The 26,012-nt window shown below is 68.8% G+C and carries 25 protein-coding genes and 1 pseudogene; 10 read left to right on the top strand and 16 right to left on the bottom strand.

All coding sequences use genetic code 11. The features are described 5' to 3' along the window. Positions 1-125: 125 nt before the first annotated feature. Positions 126-1,517: a glycine--tRNA ligase gene (locus ACWEQQ_RS11605; protein ID WP_452341349.1), complete on the bottom strand. Its 1,392-nt coding sequence runs from the start codon at positions 1,515-1,517 to the stop codon at positions 126-128. A 148-nt stretch (positions 1,518-1,665) separates the two neighbouring features. On the opposite strand from ACWEQQ_RS11605, the gene ACWEQQ_RS11610 reads away from it, so the two are divergent. Both ACWEQQ_RS11610 and ACWEQQ_RS11615 read left to right on the top strand, forming a co-directional pair. Continuing rightward, positions 1,666-2,061, top strand: a complete 396-nt coding sequence (locus ACWEQQ_RS11610) for an ArsR/SmtB family transcription factor (protein ID WP_040861788.1) — start codon at positions 1,666-1,668, stop codon at positions 2,059-2,061. A gap of 3 nt (positions 2,062-2,064) precedes the next feature. Continuing rightward, complete coding sequence (locus ACWEQQ_RS11615) at positions 2,065-2,475, top strand: Fur family transcriptional regulator (protein ID WP_354835448.1); 411 nt, start codon at positions 2,065-2,067, stop codon at positions 2,473-2,475. 70 nt (positions 2,476-2,545) lie between these two features. On the opposite strand, the gene ACWEQQ_RS11620 is transcribed toward ACWEQQ_RS11615, so the two are convergent. After that, on the bottom strand, positions 2,546-3,511 hold the full coding sequence (locus ACWEQQ_RS11620; protein ID WP_452348158.1) for a hypothetical protein: 966 nt from the start codon (positions 3,509-3,511) through the stop codon (positions 2,546-2,548). Positions 3,512-3,612: 101 nt separating this feature from the next. Between ACWEQQ_RS11620 and ACWEQQ_RS11625 the strand changes: the two genes are divergently transcribed. Next, a complete protein-coding gene (locus ACWEQQ_RS11625; protein ID WP_452348159.1) occupies positions 3,613-4,245 on the top strand; it encodes a TetR/AcrR family transcriptional regulator in 633 nt (210 codons plus the stop codon). 30 nt (positions 4,246-4,275) lie between these two features. Here ACWEQQ_RS11625 and ACWEQQ_RS11630 read toward each other — a convergent pair whose 3' ends face one another. The 4 genes from ACWEQQ_RS11630 to recO form a co-directional block, all read right to left on the bottom strand. Further along, a complete protein-coding gene (locus tag ACWEQQ_RS11630; protein WP_364617732.1) occupies positions 4,276-4,683 on the bottom strand; it encodes a hypothetical protein in 408 nt (135 codons plus the stop codon). After that, a complete protein-coding gene (locus tag ACWEQQ_RS11635; protein ID WP_364617730.1) occupies positions 4,680-5,483 on the bottom strand; it encodes an isoprenyl transferase in 804 nt (267 codons plus the stop codon). The genes ACWEQQ_RS11630 and ACWEQQ_RS11635 overlap by 4 nt, the downstream gene beginning before the upstream one ends. A 127-nt stretch (positions 5,484-5,610) precedes the next feature. Further along, on the bottom strand, positions 5,611-6,837 hold the full coding sequence (locus ACWEQQ_RS11640; protein ID WP_452348160.1) for an arylsulfotransferase family protein: 1,227 nt from the start codon (positions 6,835-6,837) through the stop codon (positions 5,611-5,613). Positions 6,838-6,949: 112 nt separating this feature from the next. After that, on the bottom strand, positions 6,950-7,741 hold the full coding sequence (gene recO, locus ACWEQQ_RS11645) for a DNA repair protein RecO (RefSeq protein WP_452341344.1): 792 nt from the start codon (positions 7,739-7,741) through the stop codon (positions 6,950-6,952). Between the two features lie 301 nt (positions 7,742-8,042). Between recO and ACWEQQ_RS11650 the strand changes: the two genes are divergently transcribed. Further along, positions 8,043-9,458: an amidase gene (locus tag ACWEQQ_RS11650; protein WP_452348161.1), complete on the top strand. Its 1,416-nt coding sequence runs from the start codon at positions 8,043-8,045 to the stop codon at positions 9,456-9,458. A gap of 190 nt (positions 9,459-9,648) precedes the next feature. Here the strand turns inward: ACWEQQ_RS11650 and era are convergent, their stop codons facing one another. The 10 genes and pseudogenes from era to hemW form a co-directional block, all read right to left on the bottom strand. After that, a complete protein-coding gene (era, locus tag ACWEQQ_RS11655; protein ID WP_452341342.1) occupies positions 9,649-10,602 on the bottom strand; it encodes a GTPase Era in 954 nt (317 codons plus the stop codon). 149 nt (positions 10,603-10,751) lie between these two features. Further along, positions 10,752-11,057 (bottom strand): annotated as a pseudogene (locus tag ACWEQQ_RS11660) (cytidine deaminase); the annotation flags it as partial. Then, positions 11,050-12,375, bottom strand: a complete 1,326-nt coding sequence (locus tag ACWEQQ_RS11665) for a hemolysin family protein (protein WP_452348162.1) — start codon at positions 12,373-12,375, stop codon at positions 11,050-11,052. The gene ACWEQQ_RS11665 and the pseudogene ACWEQQ_RS11660, both read right to left, overlap by 8 nt. Then, on the bottom strand, positions 12,372-12,929 hold the full coding sequence (ybeY, locus tag ACWEQQ_RS11670; RefSeq protein WP_357004316.1) for an rRNA maturation RNase YbeY: 558 nt from the start codon (positions 12,927-12,929) through the stop codon (positions 12,372-12,374). The genes ACWEQQ_RS11665 and ybeY overlap by 4 nt, the downstream gene beginning before the upstream one ends. Positions 12,930-12,951: 22 nt before the next feature. Further along, on the bottom strand, positions 12,952-14,022 hold the full coding sequence (locus tag ACWEQQ_RS11675) for a PhoH family protein (protein ID WP_379380332.1): 1,071 nt from the start codon (positions 14,020-14,022) through the stop codon (positions 12,952-12,954). A gap of 209 nt (positions 14,023-14,231) precedes the next feature. After that, a complete protein-coding gene (locus ACWEQQ_RS11680; protein ID WP_452348163.1) occupies positions 14,232-14,972 on the bottom strand; it encodes a 16S rRNA (uracil(1498)-N(3))-methyltransferase in 741 nt (246 codons plus the stop codon). A gap of 4 nt (positions 14,973-14,976) precedes the next feature. Then, on the bottom strand, positions 14,977-16,131 hold the full coding sequence (gene dnaJ / locus ACWEQQ_RS11685; protein WP_452341339.1) for a molecular chaperone DnaJ: 1,155 nt from the start codon (positions 16,129-16,131) through the stop codon (positions 14,977-14,979). Positions 16,132-16,168: 37 nt separating this feature from the next. Continuing rightward, entirely contained in the window at positions 16,169-17,212 is a 1,044-nt protein-coding gene (gene hrcA / locus ACWEQQ_RS11690; RefSeq protein ID WP_379399297.1) for a heat-inducible transcriptional repressor HrcA, read from the bottom strand. Positions 17,213-17,431: 219 nt separating this feature from the next. Then, positions 17,432-18,289, bottom strand: a complete 858-nt coding sequence (locus tag ACWEQQ_RS11695; RefSeq protein ID WP_452348164.1) for an alpha/beta fold hydrolase — start codon at positions 18,287-18,289, stop codon at positions 17,432-17,434. A 241-nt stretch (positions 18,290-18,530) separates the two neighbouring features. Further along, on the bottom strand, positions 18,531-19,754 hold the full coding sequence (gene hemW, locus ACWEQQ_RS11700) for a radical SAM family heme chaperone HemW (RefSeq protein ID WP_452348165.1): 1,224 nt from the start codon (positions 19,752-19,754) through the stop codon (positions 18,531-18,533). 148 nt (positions 19,755-19,902) lie between these two features. Between hemW and ACWEQQ_RS11705 the strand changes: the two genes are divergently transcribed. The 6 genes from ACWEQQ_RS11705 (at position 19,903) to ACWEQQ_RS11730 (ending at position 25,883) form a co-directional block, all read left to right on the top strand. Further along, positions 19,903-20,766, top strand: coding sequence for an immunity 49 family protein (locus ACWEQQ_RS11705; RefSeq protein ID WP_452348166.1), 864 nt, complete (start codon positions 19,903-19,905; stop codon positions 20,764-20,766). 165 nt (positions 20,767-20,931) lie between these two features. Then, the gene (locus ACWEQQ_RS11710) at positions 20,932-21,024 is read left to right on the top strand and encodes an Ms4527A family Cys-rich leader peptide (protein ID WP_354835468.1); all 93 of its coding nucleotides are present in this window, start codon (positions 20,932-20,934) and stop codon (positions 21,022-21,024) included. 121 nt (positions 21,025-21,145) lie between these two features. Then, a complete protein-coding gene (locus ACWEQQ_RS11715) occupies positions 21,146-22,936 on the top strand; it encodes a nitrite/sulfite reductase (protein ID WP_452348167.1) in 1,791 nt (596 codons plus the stop codon). 15 nt (positions 22,937-22,951) lie between these two features. Further along, positions 22,952-23,662: a phosphoadenylyl-sulfate reductase gene (locus ACWEQQ_RS11720; RefSeq protein WP_452348168.1), complete on the top strand. Its 711-nt coding sequence runs from the start codon at positions 22,952-22,954 to the stop codon at positions 23,660-23,662. After that, positions 23,659-24,594 carry a sulfate adenylyltransferase subunit CysD gene (cysD, locus tag ACWEQQ_RS11725; protein ID WP_452348169.1) on the top strand — a complete coding sequence of 312 codons (936 nt, stop codon included), beginning with the start codon at positions 23,659-23,661 and terminating at the stop codon, positions 24,592-24,594. Before ACWEQQ_RS11720 ends, cysD begins: the two co-directional genes overlap by 4 nt. After that, positions 24,594-25,883: a sulfate adenylyltransferase subunit 1 gene (locus ACWEQQ_RS11730; protein ID WP_452341334.1), complete on the top strand. Its 1,290-nt coding sequence runs from the start codon at positions 24,594-24,596 to the stop codon at positions 25,881-25,883. Before cysD ends, ACWEQQ_RS11730 begins: the two co-directional genes overlap by 1 nt. The last annotated feature ends 129 nt before the right edge of the window (positions 25,884-26,012 follow it).

Genomic DNA, 26,012 nt, shown 5'->3' on the forward strand with positions numbered 1-26,012 from the left:
CGGTCATGGGCCGTTAACGTGAGTAGTCGGTTACCCAATTTCGTGACACCGCCCCGGATTTCGGGGGCAATGGAATAAAGAAAAGACCGGTCAGGCATTGACCGGTCTTTCCTGTGAACCTGGGATCAGGCGCCGATGAGGCGCGCCGCCAGGTAGCCCTCCACCTGGTCGAGAGCGATGCGCTGCTGGGCCATCGAGTCCCGCTCGCGCACGGTGACGGCCTGGTCCTCCAGCGTGTCGAAGTCGACCGTGATGCAGAACGGGGTGCCGATCTCGTCCTGACGACGGTAGCGGCGGCCGATCGCCCCGGCGTCGTCGAAGTCCACGTTCCAGTTCCGGCGCAACTGCGCGGCCAGGTCCTTGGCCTTCGGCGACAGGTCCGCATTACGCGACAACGGCAGGACAGCCGCCTTGACGGGCGCCAGGCGCGAGTCCAGGCGCAGGGTGGTGCGAGTCTCCATGGTGCCCTTGGCCGTCGGCACCTGCTCCTCGTGGTACGCGTCGACCAGGAAGGCCATCAGCGAGCGGGTCAGGCCGGCCGCCGGCTCGATCACGAACGGGATGAAGCGCTCGTTGGTGTTCTGATCGAAGAAGCTCAGATCCGTGCCGGAATGCTCGGAATGGGTCTTCAGGTCGAAGTCGGTCCGGTTGGCGACGCCCTCGAGCTCACCCCACTCGGAGCCCTGGAAGCGGAAGCGGTACTCGATGTCCACCGTGCGGGTGGAGTAGTGCGAGAGCTTGTCCTTCGGGTGCTCGAACAGCCGCAGGTTCTCCGGGTCGATGCCCAGGTCGGTGTACCAGGCCAGGCGGGTGTCGATCCAGTACTGGTGCCACTGCTCGTCCTCGCCCGGCTTGACGAAGAACTCCATCTCCATCTGCTCGAACTCGCGGGTGCGGAAGATGAAGTTGCCCGGGGTGATCTCGTTGCGGAACGACTTACCGATCTGCGCGATGCCGAACGGCGGCTTCTTGCGCGCGGTGGTCTCGACGTTCTTGTAGTTCACGAAGATGCCCTGCGCGGTCTCCGGGCGCAGGTAGTGCATGCCTTCTTCGGATTCGACCGGGCCCAGGTAGGTCTTCAGCATCATGTTGAAGTCCTTGGGCTCGGTCCACTTGCCCACGGTGCCGCAGTCGGGGCACACGACGAGCTCCATGGACACCGAGTCCGGGTCGTCGATCTTGTTCTTCTCGGCGTACGCCTCCTGCAGGTGGTCCTGCCGGTGCCGCTTGTGGCAGTTGAGGCATTCCACCAGCGGGTCGTTGAACACCGCGACGTGGCCCGAGGCCACCCACACCGGACGCGGCAGGATGATCGACGAGTCCAGGCCGACCACGTCATCGCGGCTGGTCACCATGGACCGCCACCACTGCCGCTTGATGTTCTCCTTGAGTTCGACGCCCAGCGGACCGTAGTCCCAGGCCGACCTCGTTCCGCCGTAAATCTCACCGCTCGGGTACACGAGACCCCGACGCTTGGCGAGATTGGCGACGGTGTCCACCTTCGACTTGGGTGCCACTGAACAGTTCTCCATCCGTGTCCGGAAGATTGCAAAGGATTCGGTCCAGACTATCTGCCGCGTGCTACGGGTTTAACACCGTGTCGCGTTTGACATGCATACACATGCATATAAGAATGGCATCGGTTTCCAATAAGGAGTTGGTTCGATGACCACGGACAGCGGCGCGCCCCTGCGGCGCTCCCACGTCGCGACGGAGACCCCGGCCGCGATCCCCCACGACCCGTACCCCTACCGGTCGCCCCAGCCGCCGGCCGTGCCGTCGCGCACCATTCTGGACTCCGCCGGAGAACTGTTGCGCGCACTGGCGGCGCCCGTCCGCATTGCCATTGTGCTCCAGCTCCGGGAGTCGCCGCGCTGCGTGCACGAACTGGTCGATACCCTCGGAGTGACCCAGCCGCTGATCAGCCAGCACCTGCGCATCCTCAAGTCCGCCGGGGTGGTGCGCGGTGAGCGCACCGGCCGCGAGGTCATCTACGAACTGGTCGACGAACATCTCGCGCACATAGTCATCGACGCGGTCGCACACGCCGAGGAAGGGTGATCCGTGGGAACAAGCGAGAAGACCGTTGGGGTCCGCAGCACCCGTCAGCGCAGTGCCATCGCCGCCCTGCTCGCGGACATCGACGAATTCCGCTCCGCACAGGAGCTGCACGACGAACTTCGCAAGCGCGGTGAGGGCATCGGGCTGACCACGGTGTACCGCACCCTGCAGTCGCTCGCCGACGCCGGGATGGTCGACGTGCTGCGCACCGACACCGGGGAATCGGTGTACCGGCAGTGCTCCACCGGGCACCATCATCACCTGGTCTGCCGCCAGTGCGGCCGGACCGTCGAGGTGGAGGGGCCGACCGTGGAGGCCTGGGCGGACTCGATCGCCACCGAGCACGGGTTCACCGATATCAGCCACACCATGGAGATCTTCGGCACCTGCCAGAACTGCTGCCACAAGAGCTGACAGCGAGAAGCCGCGCGCCCCTTGCCCATTGGGCGGGAGGCGCGCGGCTTTTGCTGTCCGGATGCCGAGTTCAGGCCGCGGGCACCAGGTCCGGGGTGAGCGCCGGGACGGTCCGCCGAGTGCGGGCGATCCCCGCACCGAGGAGAGCGAGACCGGCCGCGGCCCAGCACAGCAGGACCGTCAGCGGGCCCGCGATGGCGGCGTCACCGAAGAAGGCCGTCGAGCGGAGCAGGGTGGCGGCGGCGCCGGGCGGCAGCAGCTGGCCGATCTCGCCCCACGGCTTGGGCAGCAGTTCGGGCGCGGAGGTGGCTCCGGAGAAGGGGTTTCCGACCAGCAGCATGGTGAGCGCGCCCAAGCCGATGCCGGCCTGACCCAGCACGGCGGCCAGACCGACCACGGTGCCGGCGACGGCGAGAGACACCAGTCCGCTGATCGAGGCCATGGTCAGGTACGCGCCGGGCAGCAGATGCAGCCAGCCCTGGACGATCGACATGCTCAGCAGCCCACCGGCGATCGCGAAGACGGCCAGGCCGAGAGCACGGGCGCGCAGCGACGGCACCAGCAGGGTCAGCAGCACGCCACCGGCCAGGCCGGACATGACCAGCGGGAGAACCATTGCGCCGAAACCGCTTCCGCGTGGATCGTGGACGTCGGCGGCGACCACGTCCTGCACCGGTGCCGCCTGCGTGCCATTCAGCTGTTGCGCGAAAGCCGAGAGCTGCTGGGCCACAACCGGACTCGCGGCCGAGGCGATCAGCACCCGCGGCTGCCCACCGGTCAGGATGGCCCCGTACACATCTCGATGCTCGATGGCGGCGCGAGCGGTGGATTCGTCTGCGACGGTGCGGATGTCGAAGCCGCCGGGCTCGCGATCGGTCAGCTGCCGGGCAACCGCGGCGGCCTGCGGGCCGGTGATGGCGATGGGTAGATCCCGCGGCGCGACCCGGGCGGCGGGCCAGGCGAAGGCGATGAGCATCAGGGCCTGAATGGCGGCCGCGGCGAGACCGAGGGCGAGGGAGCGCTGGACTGTGTTCATGACCCATCCAAAGAAAGCGAAGGTTCGTTCTTTTATTGGGGACAAGGCTGACATCCCAATGTCCCCTTGTCAAGAACGGATATTCGTTTTACTTTGGGCCCATGCCCAGAGTCAGCGAGGAACACCTGCAACGCCGCCGGCAGCAGATTCTCGACGCCGCGCAGTCGTGCTTCGCCCGCAAGGGCCTGCACGCCACCACCATGCAGGACGTCTTCGCCGAATCCGGACTGTCGGCCGGGGCGGTCTACCGGTACTTCAAGTCCAAAGACGACATCATCAAGGACCTCGCCACCGACGCCACCGTCGACCTGCGCGCGGCCCTCAGCGAAGCCGTCTACAGCGACCCGCTCCCCACGCCCCCGGACCTGGTCCGCATCATGTGCGAGGCCATCGTCCGGCTCAGCGTCCCCGGCGGGCCGGTCCGCATCATCCCGCAGGCCTGGTCGCTGGCCCTGACCGACGCCAATATCGCCGACTACGTCCGCACCAATATCCTCGGCATCCGCCGCCTCTGCTTCGACTACGCCGAGCGCATGCGCGACGTCGGCTGGCTCCCCCCGGACGCCGACACCGACGCGGTGGCCAAGATCTTCCTCGGCCTACTACCCGGCTTCATCCTGCAGCACCTCATCCTCGGCGACGTCGACCCCGACACCTTCGCGCGCGGCATCACCGAGATCCTCCCCGACCACCGTCGCGCCGCCGAGGCCGCGACCGAATCCGCCCGAGCCTGAACCGATCCCGGGCGGCACCGGGTACCAGTGTCAAGGCAGCAGGCCCTGGCGGGCACGGCCCGCCCCGGAGAGGGTCAGCAGCAGGATGGTGGCCAGGGGCTCGTCCTCAAGCCCCGCGGCCGGGAAGGTGTAGCGCAGGATGACATCCGCGAGCTTCTCGCGGGACACCACGGTGAGCGTGCCGAACTGCAGCGCGGCATTGCGTTCGGCGACCCGCTTGTGCAGCTGCGGTTTCACCGGGCGATCCCAGGCCAGGATGCACATGAGCGCCAGCACATCCAGGCCGGGCGAGAGGTTGACGCCGCGCAGCGAGCACAGCGCGCCCTCGTACTCGAAGCCGAGGCCGCCGTCCTCCTCGCGAACCTCCACGCCGTAGCGCAGCAGCAGCGCGCGGGCGCGGTCCTGGAGCGCCTCGGCGGGGGTGAGCTGGTCGGTCATTTCACGCCTCCGAAGCGACGGTCACGCTTGGCGTACTCCAGGCAGGCGTCCCAGAGGTTGCGGCGGTCGAAATCGGGGAAAAGCGTTTCCTGGAACACGAATTCGGCGTACGCGGCCTGCCAGATCAGGAAGTTGGAGGTGCGCAGTTCACCCGAGGGACGCAGGAACAGGTCCACGTCCGGCATATCGGGTTCGTCGAGGTAGCGGGCCACGGTGGCCTCGGTGATCTTCTCCGGGTCGAGTTCCCCGGCGGCCACCCGGCGCGCGATTTCCCGTGCGGCGTCGGCGATCTCGGCACGACCGCCGTAGTTGACGCACATGGTGAGGGTCATCACCGTATTGTCCCGGGTGAGCTCCTCCGCGATCTCCAATTCCTTGATCACGCTGCGCCACAGGCGCGGTCGGCGGCCGGCCCAGCGCACCCGCACCCCCATCTCGTGCATCTCGTCGCGACGGCGGCGGATCACATCGCGATTGAAGCCCATCAGGAAGCGCACCTCGTCGGGGCTGCGCCGCCAGTTCTCGGTGGAGAAGGCGTAGGCCGACAGCCACTTCACGCCCATCTCGATACAGCCCTCGACGGTGTCCATGAGCACCGCCTCGCCGCGCTCGTGGCCCGCGGTGCGGGGCAGCCCGCGCTCCTGGGCCCAGCGGCCGTTGCCGTCCATCACCAGCGCCACATGCCTGGGCACGAATTCCGCCGGAATCGCCGGCGGCTTCGCCCCCGACGGATGCGGCGACGGCGGCCGCACAACACGCTGCTCAGTCGATGACTTCCGGTTCCCGATCACGACCACCATCCTGCCCGACGCTCCGCGAGGCCGGACGGCGCCCACACCATTGCCACCGGACCTCCACATTTCCTCCACCGGACGGCGTACGGCGGCGGGGAAACCGGCATTTCCCCGCCGCCGAGCGCCCGGCCGGTCAGCTGGGGAGACTATCGAGGTAGGCGCGGTAGCTGCCGAAGGGCAGGACGGCGTCGTAGACCAACTCGCCGCTCGGGGTGAACTCCGAGATGCGGGGCGTCATACCCCAGCTGACCAGGGTATTGCCGTTCGGCAGGGCCTGGGCGTTGCCCATGGCGGGGGCGACCAGACCGTCCGGGTGCTCCTGATTGCGCACCAGGGTGGCGCGCCCCGCGGCCGGGTCGAGGTGGATCCACTCCACGCTCGACTTCCCGCGCGATTCCACACCGCTGGAGTTGTTGTCGAACAGCCGCAGCGTCGAGGCGTCGGCGAACTCGGCGTCGTGCTGGAAGGCGAACTGCACGTCCGGATCGGCGATCAGGGTCGGATGCTTGCCGCCGAGCTGCCACCGGATATCGCCGGTGTTCGGGTCGACATCGTAGACAGCGGACGTATTGCGCAGGGACACAACCAGATTCCCGGACGGATCCTGGCTGATCGAGTTCATGTGATAAGGGTCGTAGACGTCGCCGGACAGCTTGCCCGAGGTCTCCGAATCACTCAGCGGCACGTGCTCGGCCGCGCTCCAGCGGAACAGCTGCCGGCCCGAGGCGACATCGATCACCAGGGCGACGGTGTCGAACATCTTCCCGTTCGCCGGGCCGCCGATGGCGGTGAGATCGGCATCGACCTGCGGGTACGAGGTGAGCAGCGCGTGACCGTCGGGGGTCAGCCGGAATTCGTGCACATCAGCGCCCGCCCCACCCGGGTCGACGGTCGCCAGCACGTTGAAGTCCTCGTCCGCGATGATTCCCACACCCGAGCCGTGGCCGGCGACCGTGCTGCCCTGCCACCAGGTGAGCACCTTGCGCCCCTGGTAGATCTGCGTCCGGAAGTTCGAGACATCCTGTCCCGCAGGCGGTTCGTAGCGTTTGATCTCCTTGCCGGACCGGTCGGCAATGACGTTCGCGGGCTTCCCGCCCGGCAACACCTGGGCCACGGTACCCAGCCCCGGCACCAGCGCGGCGGCGCTCACGCCGGTGGTGTAGTAGATGAATCCGTCGCTCTCGCCGGGCTTTTCGACCTTCACCGTGTACGCGAGCCCGCCGAACGGCGAACTCGGCAGCACCGGCTGGGCCGCGGCGGTCGCGGTCGCCGAGGCGGCAAGCACGGCGGCGACGGCCAGCGACACCGGCAGGCGGCGGACGGCCGCGGGCGAGGACTTTCGATGAGGAGAACCCGACACGCCGTGAACTTTAGGCTCCCTAACGTTCGATGGCTCTGTATCGAATCTCACTGATCCGGACCCGCTTTCCCGCGCCCGCTCACCGGGACTCCCAGGGTGATTCGCCCAGGCGTCAGCCGATGGCGGCACGGGGACGCTCGGCCACCGCGTCGCGCTCGACGGCCTCGTGCGGGCGGGTGCGCTCGATGAGCGGCAGCGTGCGCAGCTGCCGTTCCAGGTGCCACTGCAGATGCGCGGCAATGAGACCGCTGGCCTGGCGGCGCATGGCGTCGGAGACGGCGTCGACGCCGGACCAGTCGCCCCGATTGAGAGCGCTCATGTGGTCGAGAACGCCGACCATGGGCGTGGCCGCGCCGGGCGGACGGCAGTGCACGCACACCGCGCCGCCCGCGGCCACATGGAAGGCGCGGTGCGGGCCGGGGGTGGCGCAGCGGGCGCAGTCGTCGAGGGCGGGCGCCCAACCGGCGAAAGCCATGGCGCGCAACAGGTATGCGTCCAGGATCAGTTCGTGGGGGCGGCGGCCCAGCGCGATGGCGCGCAGCGCGCCGGCGGTGAGGGTGTGCAGGCGGGCGGCGGGTGCGCCTTCCTCGCCGGCCAGGCGCTCGGCGGTCTCGAGCACGGCACAGGCGGTGGTGTAGCGGCCGTAGTCGGCGACGATGTCGGCGGCGAAGGTCTCGACCGTGTGCACCTGGGTGACGGTGTCGAGATTGCGGCCCGGATACAGCTGTATATCCACGTAGGCGAACGGTTCCAGCCGCGCCCCGAATTTGGAGCGGGTGCGCCGCACACCCTTGGCGACCGCGCGCACCAGGCCGTGCTGGCGGGTCAGCAGCGTGACGATGCGGTCCGCCTCGCCCAGCTTGTGCTGGCGCAGCACCACCGCCTGATCCCGATACAACCGCACCGCAACAGTCTCGCACGCGCGACCGACCGGACCACGACGAGTCACCGGGTGTGTGCCGATTAGAAGTTCGTTGGCCGGCGATTGGCCGCGCGGCGCACGCTGAGCGCGACCCTCGGACCGAGGATTCGGATGCGCTGCACCGGTACGCCGCCGGTGTGGATCGCCGTGGGACACATCGGCCGCGCCCTCGCCGCCGATGAGGCGTGATCGGCCACTGCCCGGTCGATCACGCCGCCACACGTTGGACGTGTGACCAGAATCGCGCTAGGTTACTCCCGAGTACGGGAGAGACGGGATTCACATGACACTGGCGTCGGTTGGCGAGCTCGGGCTGGCGGAACTCGCGGCGGCACTGGCGGCAGGCACACTCACCTCGGTCGAGGCGACCAGCGCGGCGCTCGACCGGATCGAGGCCAGCCAGGGGGCGCTCAATGCCTTCCGGATCGTGCGACGGGCCGAAGCGCTCGCCGAGGCCGCCGACGCCGACCGCAAACTCGCCGCCGGGCACCGCGAGCCCCTGCTCGGAGTGCCACTGGCCATCAAGGACGACACCGACTTGACCGGCACCCCAACGGCTTTCGGCTGCGGTGGCGAATTCCCCGCCAAGACCGAGGACGCGGAGTCGGTGCGGCGGCTGCGTGCGGCCGGGGCGGTCATCGTCGGCAAGACCAATACCTGCGAGCTCGGGCAGCTGCCGTTCACCAGCGGAGACGCCTTCGGGCACACCACGAATCCCTGGAGCGCCGGGCACACGCCGGGCGGGTCGTCCGGCGGATCCGGCGCGGCGGTGGCGGCCGGATTGGTGCCCGCCGCACTGGGATCCGACGGCGCGGGCTCGGTGCGCATCCCGGCCGCCTGGAACAACCTGGTCGGCATCAAGCCGCAGCGCGGCCGCATCTCCACCTGGCCGCTGCCGGAAGCCTTCTACGGGCTCACCGTGAACGGCCCGCTGGCCCGCACCGTCGCCGATGCGGCGCTCCTGCTGGACGCCGCCGCCGGACCTCATCCGGGCGACCGGCACACCCCGCCCGCCCTGCGCGTCTCCGACGCCGTCGGCCGCGATCCCGGCCGCCTGCGCATCGCGCTCTCCCTGCGAATCCCGTTCACCGCCACCAGGACCACGCTCGACCGCGAGGTGGAGGCCCGGGTGCACGCCACCGCCGCCACGCTGCGCCGCCTCGGTCACGAGGTCACCATCGCCGACGTCCACTACGGCGTGCTGATGGGTGCGACCTTCCTCCCGCGCTCCATGGTCGGCATCCGTGAGGCGCTGGACCGCCTCCCCGGCGCGCAGGTGGATCCGCGCACCACCCACAATGCCGCCGTCGGCCGCATCCTCTCGCCGCTGCTGTCCGCCGCCCGCCGCGCAGAACCCCTGCTGCGCATGCGAACCGGCCGCATCTTCGACGACTTCGACCTGGTGCTGGCCCCGACCACGGCCACCCCGCCCCCGGGCGTCCACGAGATCGACGACATCGGCAGCTGGGCCACCGACGAACTCATCACCGCGGCCTGCCCCTACACCTGGCCCTGGAACGTCCTCGGCTGGCCCGCGGTCAACATCCCCTCCGGTTTCACCGCCGCCGGCCTCCCCGTCGGCTCCCAGCTCATGGGCCCCGCCAACTCCGAACCGCTCCTGGTTTCCGTTGCGGCCCAATTGGAATCGGAGCTGGAATGGCACAAGCACCGCCCGACACCCTGGTGGCCCCAGCCCTGACCCGCGGCCAGGAGGCGACCCGTCCGATGCGCTGACAGCCTGGACTACGCGCCGACGCGTCCGTGCCACAGGGACTTACGCCCAGCCGACACCTGGCCCCGAGCCGCGGCGATGGCGAAATCGCCGACAGCACAGGGTGATCCGCTGAATCTGCCCGCGGCCGCTCAGGTGGCCGCGGGCAGGTAGCAGGTCAGAAGCCGAGCTTGCCGAGCTGCTTCGGGTCGCGCTGCCAGTCCTTGGCGACCTTCACGTGCAGGTGGAGGTAGATGCGGGTGCCGAGGATGTGCTCGATCTGCTTGCGGGCGTTGGTGCCGACTTCCTTGAGGCGGGCGCCGCCCTTGCCGATGACGATGGCCTTCTGGCTGGGGCGTTCGACGTAGAGCAGGGCGTGGACGTCGAGCATGCCCTCGGCGGAGCGGCGGCCGTCGGTCTCCTGGTCCTCGTTCTCCTCGCGCTCGAGGACCTCCTCGATCACCACCGCCAGCGAGTGCGGGAGCTCGTCGCGGACGCCCTCGAGGGCCGCCTCGCGAATGAGCTCGGCCATCAGGACTTCCTCGGGCTCATCGGTGAGTTCGCCGTCGGGGTAGAAGGCCGGGCCCTCGGGCATCTGGGAGGCGATCACGTCGACGAGCACCTCGACCTGCTCGCCCTTGACCGCGGAGACCGGGACCACCTCGGCCTCGGGGCCGAGCAGCTGGGACACCGCCATGAGCTGGTGGGCGACCTGGTCGCGACTCACCTTGTCGATCTTGGTGACCACACCGAGCAGGGTCGTCTTGGGCGCCATGGTCTTGATCTGATCGACGATCCAGCGGTCACCCGGGCCGATCTTCTCGTCCGCCGGAATGCAGACGGCGATGACGTCGACTTCCGAATACGTATCGCGCACCAGGTCGTTGAGGCGCTGGCCGAGCAGCGTGCGCGGCCGGTGCAGACCGGGGGTGTCCACCAGGATCAGCTGCGCGTGATCCCGGTGCACGATGCCGCGAATGGTGTGCCGCGTGGTCTGCGGCCGCGAGGAGGTGATGGCGATCTTCTGCCCCACCATGGCATTGGTGAGCGTGGACTTGCCGGTGTTCGGCCGGCCCACGAAACATACGAAGCCGGACCGGAATTCACCGCTGTCCTGACCCTGGCCGCTCACTCGAAGACCTCCGATTCGGTGTCCAGATCGAAGCCCGCCGGAATCTCGCGCTCGCCGGCCGCGTCGCCCTCCGTGGACCGCTGTGCCGCAATGGGATTCTCGACGCCGTAGTCCGCGGGCGTACCGGCCTCCAGTACCTCGAACACCGCGCCCTTGGCATCGGTGAAAATGATGCGCGCCGATGGCGAAACCTCACGCACCGCCGACACCCCCGGATCCGACAGCTTGCCCGCGACCACCACGGCCGCCTCGAAACCGCCTGCGCCACTGGAGATCGCGGCCGCCACCGCCGACTGCAACGCGGTCAGCTTCAGCGCGGTCAGCTCCACGGTACCGGCCGCGTAGGTGCGGCCGTCCGAATCACGCACGGCCGCACCGCCATTGCCGCCGGTGCGGCCCATGGCGCCACGGGCGAGGACCAACAGCTTGTTGTCCTCCGCATCCAACTCAATCATCGGCCTCTCCATCCTCGTGTGTGTCATCGGCCGGTTCGTGTTCCGCCGGTTCGGTTCTCGTCTGCTCCGGGCTCTTGCGCACCACCACGGTGTGGATCCGCATGCGGCCGCGCGCGTCGGCCGCGCCCTCCCCCTTCAGTTGCAGGCCGTGGATGACGGCCTTGGAGCCGGGCAGCGGGACGCGGCCCAGGGCGTGGGCGAGCAGACCGCCGACGGTGTCGACGTCCTCGTCCTCGATCACCGTGTCGAACAGCTCGCCCAGGTCGTCCACCGGCAGTCGCGCCGAGACCCGGAACTTGCCCGGGCCGATCTTCTCGATCGGCGCGATCTCGTCCTTGTCGTACTCGTCGGCGATCTCGCCCACGATCTCCTCGAGGATGTCCTCGATGGTGACCAGCCCGGCGATGCCGCCGTACTCGTCCACCAGCACCGCCATATGGTTTCTGCGCCGCTGCATTTCGTCCAGCAGCGCGTCCAGCGGCTTGGAGTCCGGCATGAACACGGCGGACCGCATGACCTGCCGCACCTTCACCTTCCGGCTCCGATCCGCGTACGGCACCAGGTCTTTCAGATAGACGACGCCCAGAATGTCGTCGACGTTCTCGCCCACCACCGGAATTCGCGAGTGCCCCGACCGCACCGCCAGCGACATGGCCTGCGCCGCGGTCTTCTCCGCCTCGATCCACACCATCTCGGTGCGCGGCACCATCACCTCGCGGGCCGGGGTGGTGTCGAGCTCGAAGACCGACTGGATCATGCGGCGCTCGTCGGCGTCCACCACGCCGCGCTCCCCCGCCAGATCCACCACCTCGCGCAGCTCGATCTCGGAGGCGAAGGGGCCGTTGCGGAAACCCTTACCGGGGGTGATCGCATTACCGATCAGAATCAGCAGCCGGCTGATCGGGCCCAGCAGCGAGCCGATGGCCTGCAACGGCAGCGACGCGCCCAGCGCCAGCGAATACGCGTGCTGGCGGCCCAGCGTGCGCGGCCCGACACCGATCACCAGATAGTCGACCAGCACCATGATCGCCGCGGTGATCAGCAGCGCCGGGCCCTCGTCCAGCCAGTCCATGAGCACCGCCGCCAGCAGCACCGTCGCGGTGATCTCGCACGTGAGACGCAGCAGCACCATGAGATTCACATAGCGCGGCCGATCCGCGATGATGCGCGCCAGCCGCGCCGCCCCGGTCCGGTCGGCACGCACCAGATCCTCCACGCGCGCAGGCGAAATCGTGTTCAGCGCCGAATCCAGCGCCGCGAACACGCCACCGGCGGGGACCAGGACGATCGCCAGCAGGAGCAGAACGAATGAATTCACGCCGGGCCCAGCGGATCACCGGTGGTATCGGTGAATCCGGTCTTGCCCAGCAGCCGCTGGTCGCGCTCGGCGAGCTCCGCGCGGCGCATTTCCTGGCGCACGTTCTCGTACCAGCCCTCCAGCAGGGAGGCCTGCAGCGCGAACATCTCCTTCTCCTCCTCCGGCTCGGCATGGTCGTAGCCGAGGAGGTGCAGGACGCCGTGCACGGTCAGCAGCGCCAGCTCGTGATCCATGGAGTGCCCGGCCTTCTCGGCCTGCTGGGCCGCGAACTCGGGGCAGAGCACGATGTCGCCGAGCATGGAGGGGCCGGGCTCGGCGGCATCGGGCCGCCCGCCCGGCTCCAGCTCGTCCATGGGGAAGGACATGACATCGGTGGGACCCGGTAGGTCCATCCAGCGCATGTGCAGATCCGCCATGGTGTCGAGATCGACCAGCACCATCGACAGCTCGGCCGCCGGATGCACATCCATCTGACCGATGACGAACCGCGCGACGCTGACCAGTTCTTCTTCGGATACCTCGATACCCGATTCGTTGGCGATCTCGATACTCACCCGATCAGCCTAGAGGGAGAGGTCAGTGTCGCTCTCCTCGGCTCGCGGCACGTCGCTGTGCCCGATTGCCGGGATAGTGGACCGCGGCCGGGGGCCGCGACTCCGCCTCGAACCGGTCGTAGGCGTCGACGATCTCCCCGACCAGCCGGTGACGGACCACATCGGCGCTGGTGAGCTCGGCGATATGGATGTCGTCGATGCCGTGCAGGATCTCCGTCGCCGCGCGCAGACCCGAGCGCGCGCCGTGCGGCAGATCGACCTGGGTGATGTCACCGGTCACCACGATCTTGGACCCGAAGCCCAGGCGGGTGAGGAACATCTTCATCTGCTCGGCCGTCGTGTTCTGCGCCTCGTCCAGAATGATGAACGAGTCGTTGAGCGTGCGACCGCGCATGTAGGCCAGCGGGGCGACCTCGATGACACCGGCCTGCATGAGCTTCGGGATCGCCTCCGGATCCATCATGTCGTGCAGGGCGTCGTAGAGCGGGCGTAGGTACGGGTCGATCTTCTCGTTCAGCGTGCCCGGCAGGAAGCCCAGCCGCTCGCCCGCCTCGACCGCGGGCCGGGTCAGGATGATGCGGTTGACCTGCTTGGTCTGCAACGCCTGCACGGCCTTGGCCATGGCCAGATACGTCTTGCCGGTACCGGCCGGGCCCACCCCGAACACGATGGTGTGCGCGTCGATGGCATCGACATAGCGCTTCTGATTGAGCGTCTTGGGCCGGATGGTCCTGCCGCGCCGGGACAGGATGTCCAGGCTCAGCACCTCTGCCGGAGAATCCGAGGAGCCCTCGGTGAGCATGGAGTAGGTGTGCCGCACGGCCTCGGGCGAGACCACCCGATTGCGCGCGGTGAGCGCGACCAGCTGCGCCACCACTCGTTCCGCCAGCGCGACATCGGCCGGTTTGCCGGTCAGCGTGACGGAATTGCCGCGAACGTGGATGTCGGCATCGAGGAGGCGCTCGAGCTCACGCAGGTTCTCGTCAGCCGAACCCAGGAAACCGAACACCGATTCCGGTGCCAATTCGATGCTGGAACGAACGGTCCGCCCCGCCGGTCCGGAACCGTTGACGCCGGCGCCGATGCCGGCAATGGGTGTGCTCTGATCGCCGATTTCGCCTGGTGTTCTCAAAAGTGGCTATGGCCTGCTTTCCGGTCTCGATGCCGTTTTCGTTGACAGAAGTTTACCGCCGCCCACCGACACCGCCCAGTGAATAGACGGCTACCAGCAGGGGCAACACACCGGTGTCATCCAACTGCCGCACCCCCGAATCCATTCCGTGGCGAACCGGCGCGGGCGGCCTACCAGCGCGGGGTGAGCGCGCCCAGCGCGCCGAGGGCGACGGCGGCCGCGGTGGAGGTGCGCAGCACGGTCGGACCGAGCAGGACCACGTCGGCGCCGGCGTCGGCGAGGGCCTTCAGTTCCGAGTCGTCGAGGCCGCCTTCGGGGCCGACGATCAGGACCACTTCGGGGACGCCGGCGAAAGAAAGGTCGGTCAGGCGGGATTCGCCGGACTCGTGGAGGGCGGCGACGATCGCGCCGTTCGCCTTCGCGGTGCGGACCAGGTCCATGAGGTCGCGGGTGGTGTGGAGGTCGGCGACGTCCGGGATGTAGGCGCGGCGGGATTGGCGGGCGGCCTGTCTGGCGGCGGCACGCCACTTCTCGACGCCCTTGCGGGCCTTGGCTTCCCAGTTGGAGACGCAGCGCAGGGCCTGCCAGGGGACGATGGCGTCGGCGCCCGCCTCCGTCATGAGTTCGACCGCCAGTTCCGAACGGTCGGACTTGGGCAGGGCCTGGACCACCGTCACCTGCGGGGTCCAGGGCGCGGCCACCCGTTTGGCCAGCACCTTCAGTTCGAGGCGATCCTTCTGGGCCGCAACCACTTCCGAGTCGGCGAGGATCCCGTGCCCGTCGGAGAGGGTGATGGGTTCCCCGACCCGGATGCGGCGCACCGTGGCGGCGTGGCGGCCCTCGGGGCCGTCCAGCACCGCGGTCGCACCCGGTTCGGGAATGTCGTCGAGGTAGAAGACGGTGGCGGCCAACGGATCAGCGTCCGCTGAAGGAGGCGCGCAGGCGCGCGAACAGGCCCGAGTTGTGCTCGGACTGCGCCGAGAGGACCTCCGTGTGCTCGTTCGCCCGCATGCCCTTGTACTTGCGCAGCAGGTCGGCCTGCTTGGAGTCGAGCTTGCTCGGCACCACGATGTCGAGGTGCGCGATCAGGTCGCCGCGCGAGTTGGCGCGCAGCTTGGGCATGCCGTGGCCGCGCAGCACCGACGCCTCGCCGGGCTGGGTGCCCGCCGGGATGGTCAACTCCACCGGGCCGTCGAGGATGGTGTCGATGACGACGGTCGTGCCGAGCGCGGCGTCCACCATGGGGACGCGGATGGTGCAGTGCAGGTCGTCGGCGTCGCGCACGAAGGTGTCGTGCGGCTGCTCGACGATCTCCACGTACAGGTCGCCGGCCGGGCCGCCGCCGGGGCCGACCTCGCCCTGCGCGGCCAGCCGCACCCGCATGCCGTTGGCGACACCGGCCGGGATGGGCGCGGCGATCTCGCGGCGCGAGCGCACGCGGCCGTCGCCGCCGCACTTGCGGCAGGGGTCGGGGATGGTCTCGCCCGCGCCCCGGCAGGTGGGGCAGGGGCGGGAGGTCATGACCTGGCCGAGGAAGGACCGCTGCACGGTCTGTACCTCGCCCGCGCCGCCACAGGTCTCACAGCGCACCGGCTTCGAATTGCCGTTGGTGCCGGAGCCCTGGCACAGGTCGCAGAGGATGGCGGTGTCGACGGTCAGGTGCTTGGTGACACCAACCGCGCACTCCTGCAACGACAGTCGCGTGCGCAGCAGCGAATCGGCGCCCGGCTGCACGCGGCCGCGCGGCTTGCGGGTGCCGCCGGAGGCGTTCATGCCGCCGAAGAACGCCTCGAATACGTCGCCGAGGCCACCGAATCCGGCGCCGGAGAAGCCGCCGCCCATGCCGCCGGCGGATTCCAGCGGGTCACCACCGAGGTCGACGATGCGCCGCTTCTCCGCGTCGGACAGCACCTCGTAGGCCGTGGAGACCTCGCGGAACTTCTCCTGGGCCTCCGGGTCCGGATTGACGTCGGGATGCAGTTCACGCGCCAGCTTCCGGTAGGCGCGCTTGATCTCCTGGTCGGTCGCACCGCGTGCGACTCCGAGCAGTGCGTAATAGTCCCGTGCCACGTGCGCTCTCTAGTCCTGTTTCGTCTTCTGGGCCTGCTCACCGTTCGGCGAGCACCTCACCGATGTATCGGGCGACAGCCGCCACCGAGGCAATGGTCCCCGGGTAGTCCATGCGGGTCGGTCCGAGCACCCCCATACCTCCCAGCACCGTACCGGTCAGCCCGTAACCGGTGGACACCACGGCCGTCCCGCGCATCTGCTCGACCTTGGTCTCCTCGCCGATCTGCACCGTCACGGTACCCGGGACCTGTGCCGCGGCCAGCAGCTTCAGCACGATCACCTGTTCCTCGAGGGCCTCCAGGACCGAACGCAGCGAACCCGGGAAACCGTTCCCGGCGAAGTCGGAGGCATTGCGGGTGAGGTTGGCGGTGCCGCCCAGCACCAGGCGCTCCTCCGGATGCTCGACCAGCGTCTCGACCAGCACGGTGGAGACGCGGATGAGCACATCGCGGAGCTTGGGCGACGGGGAATGCTCGGGGAGTTCGGCTACCGACACGGACGCGGCGGCCAGGCGCTTGCCGTCCATGGCCTTGCCGAGCATGCCGCGCAGGGCGGCCAGATCGTCCTCGCTGACGACGGTGCCCAGATCGACCAGGCGCTGATCGACGCGGCCGGTGTCGGTGATCACGACCAGTAGCAAGCGGGCCGGGTTGAGCGCGACGACCTCGATATGGCGCACGGTGGACGCGGACACGGTCGGGTACTGGACCATGGCGACCTGCCGGGTCAGCTGGGCCAGCAGGCGGACGCCGCGGCGCAGCACGTCGTCGAGATCGACGCCGCTCTCCAGGAATTCCATGATCGCGCGGCGTTCCGCGCCGGACAGCGGCTTGACCTCGGAGATGTGGTCGACGAACTGCCGGTAGCCCTTGTCGGTGGGGATGCGGCCGGAGGAGGTGTGCGGCTGGGCGATGTAGCCCTCGGCCTCGAGCACCGCCATGTCATTGCGGACAGTGGCGCTGGAGACTCCCAGATTGTGCCGCTCGACCAGGGTCTTGGACCCGATGGGCTCCTTCGTCGCGATGTAGTCCGCGACGATGGCCCGCAGGACCTCGAGCCGTCGTTGCTCGGTGCTCGACATGATGGCCCCACCTCCTTGCTCGCCCTCGGGTACGCCTCGTGCACGCCCGAGCCCTCCGCGGCAGGAAGCAGCCGATCATTCGGCACCGGCCACGCGGATTTCCCGGATTATCTCCTCCAGTTTAGTGTCCCCGACGCAAGTCGCTGTGCCACCGCCCGCCACCTGGGCGGAGTCGGCGCACGTGCGGTGCCGGGTGTCCGCACGTGCCGTGTCCCGGTGTCACTGACCGGCGGCGGCCTCCACGACTGCGGCCACGTCGGCCGGGTGGGAAACGAGGCCGGCGTGGGAGGCGTCGATCGAGGAGGTGTGGGCGTTCATGCGCTTGGCCATATCCCATTGGGACGCAGGGGGAATCACACGGTCGGCGGTGCTGACCAGATACCAGCTCGGCGTGGCGGCCCAGGCGGGCGAGCCCGAGGGTTCGAGGTTGGCGGACAGGGCCAGGGAGTGCTGGCGGGCGGCCATGGCGGCGGCGGTGGCCGGATCGACGTCCTGGGCGAAGACGTCGGGGAAACTGGCGGGGTCGATGTAGGCGTCCACATTCCTGTCCGCGATCCCCTGCTCGTCGGTCACCACCTTCAGCCGCAGGGCGAGGGTGAGTTGCGAGCCGGGGTACTGGATCGGATTCAGTTCCAGCAGTGCGGCTTCCCCCTGGGTCGGCGCGAAAGCCGAGATGTAGACCAGGGATTCGATCTTCGAGTCGTGCACGTTGCTGATCACGGTGCCGCCGTAGGAGTGGCCGACCAGCACGATCGGACCCGCGAGGCCGTCGATGGTGTGCTGGATCGCCGCCGCGTCGTAGGCGGGACCGCGCAATGGATTCTCCGGCGTCACAACGGAATAGCCGTCGGCGCGCAGCTGGGCAGCGACCCCGTCCCAGCTGGAGGAGTCGGCGAAGGCGCCGTGCACCAGCACGATCGTGGGCAGGGCCGCGGCCGTGACCGGTGCGGCGGCGAGCGGGGTCACGGCCAGCGCCAGGGCCACCCCCGCCGCGCACACGGTTCGGGAGGCCGCGCGACCGGCACGGATACGGAGGCGATTCAGAAGCTCGACGTGTCGCACAGGTGGCTTCACCATGAGATGTCCTCGGGCCGAAGGTTGTTCGGGGCGCTGCCGTAGGTTGCTCCGGGGCGCTACGGGCCGCGGCCGAGGCTCCGACCGCGATACAGACCGGCTGTACGAAATCTCCGTCCGTCAATCTAGTCCGGACCGACCGGTTCTACCCGTTGTTCGCCGATCTCCGCAGGTCACAGCCCGAGTCCGACCGTCGGAACGCAAACGATCAGTCCGGCCGGCCCCATCGGGCGACGGCGCCGAATCAGCCCAGGAGGGTGCGGACAACACCGTCCGCGAGCAGCCGGCCGCGGTCGGTGAGAATCAGGTGGTCACCCACCCGCTCGGCCAGGCCATCGGCGATCACGCCGTCAGCGGCGGCGCGGCCGTCGACATCGAGATCGGCCAGAGGGAGGCCCGTCCGGAGCCGGACGGTGAGCATCACGCGCTCGGTGTAGCGCTCCTCGGGCGTGAGGGACTCCCAGCCCGCGGCGGGGAGGGCGCCGGTGGTCACCCGATCCGCGTAGCGCGCCGGGTGTTTGACGTTCCACCAGCGGACGCCGCCGATGTGACTGTGCGCGCCCGGCCCCGCGCCGAGCCAGTCGCCGCCGTCCCAGTAGCCGAGGTTGTGGCGACAGCGGGCCGCGTCGGAGGCGGCCCAGTTGGAAACCTCGTACCACTGCAGGCCGGCCGCGCCCAAGCGGGTGTCGATGCGCTCGTAGCGGGCGGCGAGCACGTCGTCGTCGGGGGCGGGAAGTTCGCCACGCCGCACCCGGCGGGCCAGGGCGGTGCCGTCCTCGACGATGAGGGAGTAGGCCGACACGTGGTCGACCCCCGCGGACAGCACGGCATCGAGGCTGGCGTCGAGGTCGGCGTCGGTTTCCCCGGGCGTGCCGTAGATGAGGTCCAGATTGACGTGCTCGATGCCCGCGGCACGAGCTTCCTTGGCGGCGGCCACGGCCCGGCCGGGCGTGTGGGTCCGGTCCAGGATCTTCAGCACGTGCTGGGCGGCGGACTGCATGCCCAGCGAGACACGGTTGTACCCGGCCGCGCGGATGCGATCGAAGAATTCGGGCGAGGTGGATTCCGGATTGGACTCGGTCGTCACCTCGGCCCCGGGCGCGAGCGTGAAGTTCTCGCGAATGGCGTCGAGCACCCCCGCGAGCCCGTCCCCACCGAGCAGCGACGGTGTGCCACCGCCCACGAACACCGTCTCCACCGCCGGCGTGGCGGACGGCAGCCCGTCGAATTCCCGTGCCGCCGTGGCAAGTTCACCCTTCAGCGCCTCGAACCACGACTGCGGTGACGACGAGCTCCCCAGCTCCCCCGCCGTATAGGTGTTGAAGTCGCAGTACCCGCACCGCGTCGCGCAGAACGGCACGTGGATGTAGATCCCGAACGGCCCGCCCCCGAAATCGCGCAGCACCGGCACGTCGGCGGCGGCCGCCGCGGCAGTGCCGGAGGTCTGTTGGGGAGCAGTCGAGGTCACCCATCCAGTGTGACCGGTTGCCCCGGTCACAGCGCACCCGCCCGCGCGGGGACGCTGCTCGGACTGCGGGGCACGTCGAATCCGGATACATTCCAAGGGATTTCGGCGAGCCGCGCGATCGGCTCCAGGTGCGGACGGGGACGGGCCGATGATCGAGGTACCGCGGCACGGGGTCGATGCCAGGTCGATCAGAGAGGTCGACGAGGGCTCCGTGGCCCCGGTGGTCCATCGGTCGCGGATGCCGGTGCGGCCGGAGGGCCCGAACTTCTCGCGTTCGATGGACGGTGTGCTGCTGGCCACCATGCTGATGTCGGATCCGCCGGCGTTCCGGGCACGGACCTGGTATTTCGCGCATTCGACCGAGCAGACGGTGACGCGGCGGTTCCGGGCGAGCGGCATCGAATCCGGCTTCGACAAGTACGACCGGGTGGCGGGCTGGCGGGCGGCGTTCTGGTGGACGCTCATCGCCCGCGACGCCGAGGCCATGGGTGAGCTGGTCGAGTATCCGATCGAGCGGCTGCGCGAGTTCGGCGACGGCGCCTTCGACGACTTCCAGTACGAGTGGGTGAGGTTGCTGCAGACGGCCTGGCGGTTCGGCCCGAAGAGCGTGTACGAGGCGGCCTGGGCGCTGGACACCACCAGCCGGGTGGGTGCGCAGCGGGTGACGGACCTGCTGTTCCGGCCGACCGTGGAGGTGTTCCTGCGCCTGGCGGACGGCGATTCCGAGGGCTTCGACTGGGAGATGACGAACGCGCTGCGGCTGCATCGCGCCTTCTTCGACAACGACACCTGGCGCAACGATCCCGAGGGCGTCCTGGCGCTGCCGCTGCTGGCTCTGGCCTGCTGGGCGCGGGATCTGGGCTATCGGACGGCCATTCGTTCGCCGTACCTACCGGCCGGATTCATCGATCGCCCGGATTGGGCGATCTCCCCCGAACTGGCCGATGAGCTGGGCCGGCTGGCGGCGGCCAAGGCCCGCCTCGCGGCATCCGATGCCGATCGGATGACGTAGCCTCACCGGCACAACTGTTCAGGTCAACCGCCCAAAGGTATGCCGGGCGTTGATCTATGATGCCCGTCACAAATCGGACAATATATCCAGGGGATTTCCCGGGAAACTGCGGAAAATTCGATCCGGCAGTCGGAACGACCCTGCTGACGTGGCACAATAAGCCCCATGACTGGACTTGGAGTGCGACTCGTGGCGCGTCGCCATGTCGACTTCAAGCGTGTCTGCAGCGCGAGCTGTCTGCCGGGAAGCCTCCGGTAGATCGGCTCCCATTCTCCCGGAATCCGGCGTCCGTCTGACGCCGTAAGAGCCGGTTCTCTGATATCGGAGGCGTGAGCCAGCCCCTCCCGCCTGCCCGCAAGACCCTTCAGGAGCGACCCCCATGACGTCGAGCACCGACGCCACCAGTTCCGATAACGCTCGATCCGCCCGGCCCGACAAGCCCGCCGCGGAGCGACGCGTGCGTCCGGATCGCCCGCGGTCGGAAGCGCCCGTCGCGCCGCGGGAGCGCACCGCGCGACCGGTGAAGCGCAAGTCCGAGGGACAGTGGGCGCTCGGGTACCGCGAGCCGCTCAATGCCAACGAGCAGAGCAAGAAGGACGACAACCCGCTCAACGTGCGGGCGCGCATCGAGAACATCTACGCCAAGGGCGGATTCGACTCGATCGACAAGAGCGATCTGCGCGGCCGCATGCGCTGGTGGGGTCTGTACACCCAGCGCGAGCAGGGCTACGACGGCACCTGGACCGGCGACGAGAACATCGACATCCTCGAGGCCCGCTACTTCATGATGCGGGTGCGCTGCGACGCCGGCGCGCTGAACCTGAAGCAGCTGCGCACCCTCGCGCAGATCTCCACCGAGTTCGCGCGCGACACCGCGGATCTGTCCGACCGCGAGAACGTCCAGTACCACTGGATCGAGATCGAGAACGTGCCGGAGATCTGGCGGCGGCTCGAAGCGGTCGGCCTGCAGACCACCGAGGCGTGCGGCGACTGCCCGCGCGTGGTGCTGGGCTCGCCGCTGGCGGGTGAATCCCTCACCGAGATCATCGATCCCACCTGGGCCATCGACGAGATCGTCAAGCGCTACATCGGCAAGAAGGAATACTCCAACCTGCCGCGCAAGTTCAAGACCGCCATCTCCGGTCAGCAGGATGTGGTGCACGAGATCAACGACGTCGCCTTCGTCGGCGTCGTGCACCCCGAGCACGGACCGGGCCTGGACCTGTGGGTCGGCGGCGGCCTGTCGACCAACCCGATGCTGGCCCAGCGCGTCGGTGTGTGGGTGCCGCTGAACGAGGTGCCCGATGTGTGGGAGGCGGTCGTGTCGCTGTTCCGCGACTACGGCTACCGCCGCCTGCGCACCAAGGCCCGCCTCAAGTTCCTCGTGAAGGACTGGGGCATCGAGAAGTTCCGTGAGGTGCTCGAGACCGAGTACCTGAAGCGGAAGCTCATCGACGGCCCGGCTCCGGAGCAGCCGAAGCGCCCCATCGACCACATCGGGGTGCAGAAGCTGCGCAACGGGCTGAACGCGATCGGCTTCTCCCCCATCGCCGGCCGCGTCTCGGGCACCATCCTGAGCCGGGCGGCCGACGCGATCGAGCGTGCGGGCTCCGATCGGGTCCGTTTCACCCCGTACCAGAAGCTCATCGTGCTCGACGTCCCCGACGACAAGGTCGAGCAGCTGATCGAGGAGCTGGAACCGCTGGGCCTGCACGGCCGCCCGTCGCACTGGCGGCGGAACCTGCTGGCGTGCAGTGGTATCGAGTTCTGCAAGCTGTCGTTCACCGAGACCCGCAAGCGGTCGCAGGTGCTGGCGCCCGAGCTGGAGACCCGGCTCGCGGATATCAATGCCGACCTGGACGTGCCGATCACGGTGAACATCAACGGCTGCCCCAACTCCTGCGGCCGGTCCCAGATCGCAGACATCGGTTTCAAGGGCCAGCTGGTCGACGACGGCGACGGGAATCAAGTGGAGGGTTTCCAGGTTCACCTGGGCGGCTCCCTTGGCCTCGACTCCGGCTTCGGCCGAAAGCTCCGGCAGCACAAGGTGACCAGCGAAGAGCTGGGTGACTACATCGAGCGCGTGGTGCGCAACTTCATCAAGAACCGTGATGAGGGTGAGCGTTTCGCGCAGTGGGCGGTCCGAGCCGATGAAGCAGACCTGCGGTAGTTGGGAGAAACATCAATGACCACAACGAAACTCGCGGAATCCGAGCTGCGCGCCCTGGTCGAGAAGGGCAATGCCGAGCTCGGCCCGAACGCGACCGCGCAGGAACTGCTGCAGTGGACCGAGGACACCTTCGGCGCGAATTACATCGTGGCGTCCAACATGCAGGACGCCGTGCTGGTGCAGCTGGCCGCCCAGGTGCGCCCGGGTGTGGACGTGCTGTTCCTCGACACCGGCTACCACTTCGCCGAGACCATCGGCACCCGTGACGCGGTCGAGCTGGTGTACGGCGTGAACATCGTCAATGTGCAGCCGGAACACAGTGTGGCCGAACAGGATCAGCTGCTCGGCAAGGACCTGTTCGCGCGGGACGCCGCCGAATGCTGCCGCCTGCGCAAGGTGGTGCCGCTGAAGAAGTCGCTGACCGGGTACAACGCCTGGGTCACCGGCATCCGCCGGGTGGAGGCGCCCACCCGCGCCAATGCGCCCTTGATCTCCTTCGACGAGGGCTTCGGCCTGGTGAAGATCAACCCGATCGCCGCCTGGTCCGACGAGCAGATGGCCGCCTACATCGAGGCGAACGGCATCCTCGTGAATCCCCTTGTCGAAGAGGGATATCCGTCCATCGGTTGCGCTCCGTGCACGCGGAAGCCGGAACCTGGATCCGATCCGCGATCCGGCCGCTGGGCCGGGCTCGCCAAGACCGAATGCGGGTTGCACGCATCATGACTTCCATCGCTGCATCTGATCTTCTCGCTCCGCTCGGGGCAGAATTCGACACTCTGGCCGCCCTGGAGTCCGAGTCCATCCATATCTTCCGTGAGGTAGCGGGCGAGTTCGAACGCCCGGTGATCCTCTTCTCGGGCGGTAAGGACTCCACGGTGCTGCTGCACCTGGCGATCAAGGCCTTCTGGCCCGCACCGCTGCCGTTCGCGCTGTTGCACGTGGACACCGGGCACAACCTGCCCGAGGTTCTCGACTTCCGCGACAAGGTGGTCGAGAAGTACGGCCTGCGACTGCATGTCGCGTCGGTGGAGGACTACCTCGCCGACGGCCGCCTGCAGGAGCGCCCGGACGGGATCCGCAACCCGCTGCAGACCGTGCCGCTGCTGGACGCCATCAACGAGAACCGCTTCGACGCGGTCTTCGGTGGCGGCCGCCGCGACGAGGAGCGGTCGCGCGCCAAGGAGCGCATCTTCTCGCTGCGCGACGCCTTCGGCCGCTGGGACCCGAAGCGGCAGCGGCCCGAGCTCTGGAACCTGTACAACGGCCGGCACGCTCCGGGCGAGCACGTGCGCGTGTTCCCGATCTCGAACTGGACCGAGCTCGACATCTGGCGCTACATCGCCCGCGAGGACGTGGAGCTGGCCAGCATCTACTACGCCCACGAGCGCCCGGTGTACCAGCGCGACGGCATGTGGATGACCCCCGGCGTGTGGGGCGGCCCGGCCGACAACGAGGAGCTGCTGATCAAGTCGGTGCGCTACCGCACCGTCGGCGACGGATCCACCACCGGCGCAATCATTTCCGATGCCGCCGACAATGACGCGATTCTGGCCGAGGTCGCCGCGTCCCGGCTCACCGAACGTGGCGCGACCCGAGGCGACGACCGCGTCTCCGAAGCCGCCATGGAAGACCGCAAGCGAGAGGGTTACTTCTGATGTCCGACCTATTGAGACTGGCCACCGCCGGATCGGTCGACGACGGCAAGTCCACCCTGGTCGGACGGCTGCTGTACGACACCAAGTCCGTACTGGCGGACCAGATCGACGCGGTCACCCGCGCCTCGGTCGACAAGGGTCTGTCCACGCCGGACCTGTCGCTGCTGGTGGACGGCCTGCGCGCCGAGCGCGAGCAGGGCATCACCATCGACGTGGCGTACCGCTACTTCGCCACGCCCAAGCGGTCTTTCGTGCTCGCCGACACCCCGGGGCACGTGCAGTACACCCGCAACACGGTGTCCGGCGCGTCCACCGCGCAGCTGGTGATCCTGCTCGTCGACGCCCGCAAGGGTGTCATCGAGCAGACCCGCCGGCACGCCGCGGTCATGGCGCTGCTGGGGGTGCCGAAGCTGGTGCTGGCCGTCAACAAGATCGACCTGGTGGACGATCCGGCCGGCGTGTTCGACAAGATCACCTCCGAATTCGCCGAGCTGACCGCCAAACTCGGCTGGTCGGCCGACGATGTGCAGGAGATCCCGGTCTCCGCGCTGCACGGTGACAATGTCGCCTCGCGCTCGGAGAACACCCCGTACTACGACGGGCCCTCGCTCATCGAGCACCTGGAGTCGGTGCCGGTGGACGCGGACGTGCACGGCCGCCACGAGGTGGGGCTGCGTTTCCCGGTGCAGTACGTGATCCGGCCGCGCACCGCCGAGTACCCGGACTACCGCGGCTACGCGGGTCAGGTCGCGGCGGGCGTGGTGTCAAAGGGCGACGAGGTCGTGGTGCTGCCGTCCGGCACCCGCACCACGGTCGAGCGCATCGACACCCCGAACGGGGAACTGGGTTCGGCCCAGCCCGGCCGCAGCGTGACCCTGATCCTGGCCGACGACGTGGACGTCTCGCGCGGTGACGTGATCGCCGCCGCCACCGGCGCTCCCGAACCGATCGAGGCCTTCGACGCCACCGTCTGCTGGCTCGGCGACAAGCCGCTGCGCCCGGGCGCGCGCCTGCTGCTCAAGCACGGCACCCGCACCACGCAGGCCATTGTCGGCGCGCTGCTGGAGCGTTTCGACGAGCAGCATCTGGCCGCCGATCCGGCCCCGGAGTCGCTGTCGCTCAACGACATCGGCCGCATCTCGGTGCGCGTGGCCGACCCGATCGTGGCCGACGACTACAGCGTCAACCGCCACACCGGTTCGTTCCTGCTGATCGACCCCGCGGGTGGCAACACCCTGGCCGCGGGCCTGGTCGGCGACGCGCTGACCGCGGTCGAGGTCGGGGCCTGAGATGAATCCGCCCGGCAACGGCGCCGTTCCGGCCGTCCCGCCGGGCGGAGCGGCCGCTCACCGCGCACCCGGGACACTGTCCACGGTGCGCGGCGGCCCGGCCCGCCCCTTGCGGATCGAGGACGCGCC

It is taken from the genome of Nocardia sp. NPDC004123 (genome assembly GCF_053603795.1).